This window comes from Oceanospirillum sediminis (assembly GCF_014164585.1).
In the GTDB taxonomy this organism is placed as follows: Bacteria; Pseudomonadota; Gammaproteobacteria; order Pseudomonadales; family Halomonadaceae; genus Oceanospirillum; species Oceanospirillum sediminis.
The window spans coordinates 24,969-31,553 of sequence record NZ_JACJFM010000053.1 but is presented as its reverse complement, the minus strand read 5'-3'; the positions used below and the strand labels follow the sequence as shown (position 1 = coordinate 31,553).

4 protein-coding genes are annotated in these 6,585 nt (G+C 42.4%); 1 reads left to right on the top strand and 3 read right to left on the bottom strand.

What is annotated here, in order from left to right:
* Positions 1-78: 78 nt before the first annotated feature.
* Together H4O21_RS22695 and H4O21_RS22690 are read right to left on the bottom strand one after the other, a co-directional pair.
* On the bottom strand, positions 79-711 hold the full coding sequence (locus H4O21_RS22695; protein ID WP_182811630.1) for a hypothetical protein: 633 nt from the start codon (positions 709-711) through the stop codon (positions 79-81).
* A 125-nt stretch (positions 712-836) separates the two neighbouring features.
* Positions 837-2,681 carry a hypothetical protein gene (locus tag H4O21_RS22690; RefSeq protein ID WP_182811627.1) on the bottom strand — a complete coding sequence of 615 codons (1,845 nt, stop codon included), beginning with the start codon at positions 2,679-2,681 and terminating at the stop codon, positions 837-839.
* Between the two features lie 147 nt (positions 2,682-2,828).
* Here H4O21_RS22690 and H4O21_RS22685 point away from each other — a divergent pair, with 147 nt between their 5' ends.
* Entirely contained in the window at positions 2,829-4,112 is a 1,284-nt protein-coding gene (locus H4O21_RS22685; RefSeq protein ID WP_182811625.1) for a protein kinase domain-containing protein, read from the top strand.
* Positions 4,113-4,146: 34 nt separating this feature from the next.
* Here H4O21_RS22685 and H4O21_RS22680 read toward each other — a convergent pair whose 3' ends face one another.
* On the bottom strand, positions 4,147-6,453 hold the full coding sequence (locus tag H4O21_RS22680) for a putative bifunctional diguanylate cyclase/phosphodiesterase (RefSeq protein ID WP_182811623.1): 2,307 nt from the start codon (positions 6,451-6,453) through the stop codon (positions 4,147-4,149).
* Positions 6,454-6,585 lie beyond the last annotated feature (132 nt).

Genomic DNA, 6,585 nt, shown 5'->3' with positions numbered 1-6,585 from the left:
GGAGCAGAAAATCAGTTGGCTTTATTTCCTGGAGCAATAAAGCCAACCGATGCTCGGTTAGATAGAAACCTGACTTTTTCAGGGCTGACTAGTTAACTGATTATTAACCAACCCAAGCATACCACCTATTTGTTTAAGCTTTGAAAGACTTTTTAAAGAAACAAGCTTATTGGAAGATAAAGAAAAACTAGCACCAATAGATTTAAGATCTTCAAGCCCCTCCAGGGAATCCAGGCTATTGTGATGAAGATATAAAGATAGGCCTACATTTTTTAAACCTCTCAAAAAGCTAATACTGGTTAGCAATTTATTATTAACAATTTTAATATTACCAGGCACTCTTGATTGACTGATAAAAAGATTACCAAACCCTGTAATTGATTCTAAGCTGGTATTTTTTTCGATAATTAAAGATCGAATTTTGGACAGGCTTGAAAAACCAGAAATAGATTTTACTTTATTATTATTGACAATTTTTATTACTCTTACTGTCTTCAATCCATTCAGACAGTTAAAGTTTTCATGTTCAAAGTTATGAAATTCCAAATCGCCTTCTATCGTTTCAAAACCTTCCAGGATATCTAGCAAATAATTATTGTTTTCATCTAAAGTAATTTTTTCAATTCGAAGTGATTTTTTACCAGGGTTAATAATATAATCAGTGTACCCTAATTGATCCAGAACACGATGAGCAGCACTGTAGTCAGTCATAAAAAATGTATCCATTTATTATGTAATAAGTGAAATGTATTTTTACATTCTAGTAAAAATAACACTTCTTTACAAAGGATACATTTCGTTATGTTGTTTCAGGACAATTAACACCCCATAATCATCTACTCCATTCTTTGCCAGAGTAATAGCATCCTGCTATACAAACAGACAACATGCTGGACAGAATCAATTCTGAACCACTGACGGGTATACTTCTGACGAATCCCTCCTAATGCTCTGTCAGGTCGTTTAACCGGATAAAGAGTCAGATCAGAATTAACCAGACGCGCCAGAGACCAGGCACCAAGTTTCAGAACCTGCCACAGGTATTGTTGTTTCTGTTTATCCCCCAGCTTAACAGCTAACTCAAAAGCAGCCATAAGTCCTTCCAGTCTGGCCCCATCAGTGAGAGGATAATCGCCGTACTGATTAAAGAAACCTCCGGCATAGTCAGGATACAGTGCATCATCAGCCCGATACATATGATCAATCAGTTTTCGGGCATCACTGAAAACAAAGTGAGAGTAATTTTCTTGTCTGAATTCAGGGTAATCCCATAATTCCACAATGGCATTCATCAACCAGCTATTGCCTGGTAAAGCAGGATATTCTGCTGCTTTTTCTACCGGCCTTATGTTAATCAGGAAATTCAGTGCCAACTGAATCTTCTTCCGTATATAGCCTTGCTCTTGCTCAGGGGCATATGCCAGATATTTTGCTAGCCCACATAGTGCTTCTCCTGGATAATAGAGTGAGAAGTGCTTGTCATTATCTTCCGGCTCGACCTTCTTCCCATGATCAATAATTCGGTAAATAAATTCACCAGAAGAAGTGATCTGCCCTATTAAATGCCAGGCCAGAGCAGAAGAAAAAGCATCATAACTCCTGTCACCGGTTAAAAGCTGATATCTGGCTACCAGATAAAGCGCCAATCCACTCCCTCCCAGACTGGCAATTTCTTCATTATAAATGTAGCCACACTTGCGACCAGCTTGCTCATAGAGCACTGTCCTTGTCTTCAAGTACTCAATTGCCTGTCTGATCGTTTCAACAGACTCACCGGACTGAAAATAGTGCTCATAAAAAACACAGGCCAGCCCACCACCACTATGCCGCAAGATATTGTAATAAGGATTACTGACAGGATCTCTTTCAGGGGACTCAAAGTTTTTATATGAATCCAGAGCCGGGTCATAGAAGGGCAAAAATCGTTTATCCTCCCGAAAGTTTTTCAGGATATTACTTATCGCCGATAAACAACTATCCTCCAGCAGCTTCTTATTAATGGTACCTTTATCAGGAAGCCCTCTGTATAAAGGAGAAATTGCAAAGTCAGATAATAAAAAGCTATTACTTCTAAAGCGTTCTATCTGTGCTGAACGAATGTAATCATCACCATATTTCCCTGCCAGATAGTTCCTTAATTGCTTCATTCCTGCTATCGATCTGACATAAGCATCTCCCGGAAGAAACAAATTAGTTTTATTATCACTTCCAATGACAACCAGGCCATCAACGCCTATTTCAAAATGTCCAGCTCCTCTTTTAGCCAGTCCGACATTGAAAAAGTTTATTACATCAGAAGGAACTTCTGAAAAGTCAACCTGCAGATAAAAAGGCTTAGCATTAAACTGAGGTAGCCTTTTGTGAGTAATTAAACGTCTCAGGACATTAATAAAAGACCAGCGCCCTGATAAAAACCGGCGAGTTATCAGAATACGACTGATTCCTGGGGCATAAAGAACAAGGGACAATCGATCATAGCGACGAGCAAAAAAGCTCCCTGAAACAACCTGTTCAAGCTCTGTCAGATAGCTGTCAGAATCAGCCCCTGCGGCTGCCAGTGAAATAATCTTAAGAATAGCGTTTTTTATATCAATATCCTGTTCTGAAAAGGTATATTCCGGAAGGTTTCTTTCCGGGTATTTAAAACCGGATATTTCTGATATAGCAAAATAACTATCCATAACTATCAGCCTGAATTGAAGGTAAATTTATACATTTTAAAGCAAATTAATCAGCTTATGAAGAGACACACTTTGTCAGGCTTTACTTCACAGGCCTTTTATATATAGAATTCAGAGATTTTTTTCAGTGTAAATGGATAAAAGCACATGGTCCAAAGGGCAAACGACTGGCTGTATTCTGATCTGGCTCAGGTTGCGGTAACACCACTGTCGGCCAGTTTTCACTGCGAACATGTAAAAACCGGACAAAAAGGCCTTATCTGCCTGATGAACAATCCTGCCCACGTCAATCTTCTGAATGACCTGGTATCCCGACTTAAAGCAGCACCTTTTTTCAACAATGCGGATCTGCTGGAGGTTTGCAAAAACCAGAATGGACAAAGTTACTATGTCATCAAACGTAAACCGGGCTGCACACTGAAAGAGCTAATCAGTAAGAAAGGATCAATGAATGCCCACAGTGCATACAAACTCTTTCTTCGTATTACCAGTGCTCTTGCCAGAATTCACAAGGCAGGCTTTGCCCACAATGCCCTGACACCAGAGGCCATTTATATCACTCACCAGGGAGTTGAACTGTGCCAGCTCCAGTACAGCCAGTCTCTGTTGGAAGGCAACCGTATTAATAAACTGACCATCCCAATGGAATATTGTGCACCGGAACTGTTTCAGGGGAATTTCAGCCGCGCATCAGATATCTATTCTCTGGGACTCATTCTGCGCTTTATCCATACAGGCGACATCCCCTATCACTTTGCAGAAGAGAGCAGCCCGGCATACCGTCCTGTAGCACACTTCTGCGAAAAACTTGAATTTGCAGCGAAAACCCACTCTCTGATCCGACAACTGATCCTCAGATGCTGCTGCAAAAAAGTGGACAATCGTCCCTCTGTCGTGCAAATTTTGAAACAGTCCTATAGCAAAGCCCCTGAACCGGCTAATAGCACGCTGAAAAGTTTTCGTCAGATTAGTCACGAATATTCTTTTCTACGCTACGGTGCAATACAGAATATACCTTTTTGCTGTTATCAGCTGGGCCAGGAACTACTATATAAAAACAGGCCACATGAAGCTGAATACTGGCTGAATAAAGCCTCCGGCTCAGGTTATCATAGCGCCATCTACCTGCTGGCCAAATCATCAGAACAGCAATTGCCTGTAGAAAAGGTTGTGCCTATGATGGAACTGGCTTACAAACAGGGTAACACCAATGCCGGGTACTGGCTGGCCTGTGCCATGATCGACAGGAAAATTGGAAACCCCTCCCGAGGACTGGAACTCCTTAAAGCCGTTGCCGAAAAAGGAGATCGCCGGGCCATGTTTAAACTATCCCTGGTGTTCCGTTCATCAAAAACGATGCAAAAGCATGCTGATGTCTACCTCAGGGAATCAGCGCTTCGGGGCTATCTGCCAGCTATTGATATGCTGTAGATAATATGATGGGCAGAGTAATCGGAAACAGCTTTCAAACCATACTGGTCTGCGAAGTTTCGTCACTACATCCAACAGCCTTACGTAAAAAATGCTCCAGATCTCCAGCCGATAAGGGTCTGGAGAAGTGGTAGCCCTGAAAACGATCGCAGCCAAAACGCTGCAACATTTCCATCTGCTTCTGATCTTCAACACCTTCAGCCAGCACGACCAGATCATAATTCTTACCAATGGCAATAATATTCTGAATCATTTTCTGATCGGCCCGGTTATCAGAAATACCATCAACAAAGCTTTTATCAATCTTCAGTTCATCAATCGGTAACTGCCTGAGCATACTAAGAGATGAATACCCTGTGCCAAAATCATCCATTGATATCTGTAACCCCATATCATTGATCTGTTTCAGCAAAGGGATAATCTGATCCAGATCCTCAATAAACAGGCTTTCCGTAATCTCCAGAGTAACCATCCGGGAAGGTATCCCAGAGCCCATAATTTCACGGGTCAGGATGGTAATAAAATCAGGTTGCAGAAACTGACTGACAGAAATATTGATTGAAATATCAAAGTTCAGTGACATTTTTTTCTGCAACGCTGCCAGCTCATTCAGCGTCGTGTGTAGAATAAAATTCCCGAGTGCAGGCATCAGTCCGGATGCTTCAGCCACTGGAATAAACTGATCAGGCGGTACAAACCCCAGGTCCGCATTATTCCAGCGTACTAAAGCTTCAACACCGCATAACTGCCCGGCACAATCCACCTGCGGCTGATAAACCATAAAGAGCTCTCCCTGCTCTAAACCATGACGTAATTTTTGTTCAACCAGTACTTTATTCAGGTAACTATCCTGCATATGGCTGGCAAAAATCCTGGCACTGTTTTTGTGTTTTTTGGCTTCATACATAGCAATATCAGCCGAGCGAAGCAACAAATCAGGACTATCGCCATGCTGAGGATAAAGAGCAACACCAATACTGGCCCCTAGCGTAAAGCGAATACCATTGACGTCATAAGGCTCTGACAAGGTCGTAATAATCTGCCTGGATACAGATAACAGCACGCTTTCATCCACCACAGGACCCAGAGCAATAAACTCATCTCCACCCTGCCGAATCAGGGTAATATCTTCAGGAACAGATGCCGTTAACCGTGCCGTCAGCTCCTGAAGCACCTGATCACCAAAAGCATGACCAAAGCTGTCATTGACATGCTTAAAGTTATCCATATTGATGTAGAGGATACTGAATGGTCGGGTTCCTTCATCAGCCCAGCTTGCTGATAGCTGTTGCAGATATCCTCTGTTAGGCAAACCTGTCAGGGTGTCATGAGTTGCCTGATATACCAGATCCGCCTGACGTTTTTCTTCAGCACTGGCAATTGAAGCAAACAAGCGGTAGAACAATAATAGCCCTGCGAGAAATAAAGCAAAATAGGCACTGATTGCTTTCAAAAATTCAGCAACAATGTATTCCCGATCAATTTCAGAGACAATCCACAATTCAAAATATGGATCATACCAGGCAACAGCCTGAGTCACTTTGCCACGATTTCTGATAGCAAAATCAAATAACTGGTCATGCTGTTTTATTTCATCAACCGGAATATTGTAGTTCAGACTGATCTGCTCCATCGCGGCCTGATAGACAGGTTCGACAGAGACAGAAAACATGCGCTCAAAATCATTATAGATGGATGAACGATACTGAATTCTGTGATCAAACTCGCGAATCAGTGTGACCATATTAAAATCACCCAGATGCAGCTGATCACTGAAAAACCGTGAAGCTCCCTGAATACGCAACCCCGCCGTCATTACAGCAATCACATCGCCGTCACTATCTCTGATAGCTTTGCGAATCGGAATAATCCAGCTGTTAAATGACGCCACAAAATAAGTCCGGCCCAACACCATATGATCTGACTTAAGAGCATGCAGAAAGGACTCCCGGGTTATCTCCTGCTCCATAAGATTCGGCAGCTCAGCAATATCCAGGTTCGAACTGGTATAAACAAAATAACCATCGGGAGTCGTCAGACCAAAACCAATAATATCCGGGTTCAGCCTGATCAGATCGTTGAGAATAGCACGCGTCTGGGATTGCTGAGGGTAAGTATGATCCCTGACCAGTTCCTGTCCAAGAACATCCAGCATCAGCTCCTGGTTCATTAACAACGAATTACTGGCCGTTGATACCAGCTGGACCAGGTTATGCTGCTGCTGACGATATTCCTCGTTAACAGATTGCCATTTCAGCCAGGTTGCCAGCAGAAAAAGGGCCAGAACAGAAACCGACAAGACCAGAAAAAGTGTCCAGATATTTTTTCGAAACAGGGCCATAAATCCCCCCAACTCCTTATATTGACCCGGACCAGATGCCAGCCTGAATAACTTAAGCAAACATCGCGATGTCTGCCATGACGCAGAAAAAGCGCGATATTACACGAAATGTAAGGTTTTTTGCTATAAGCC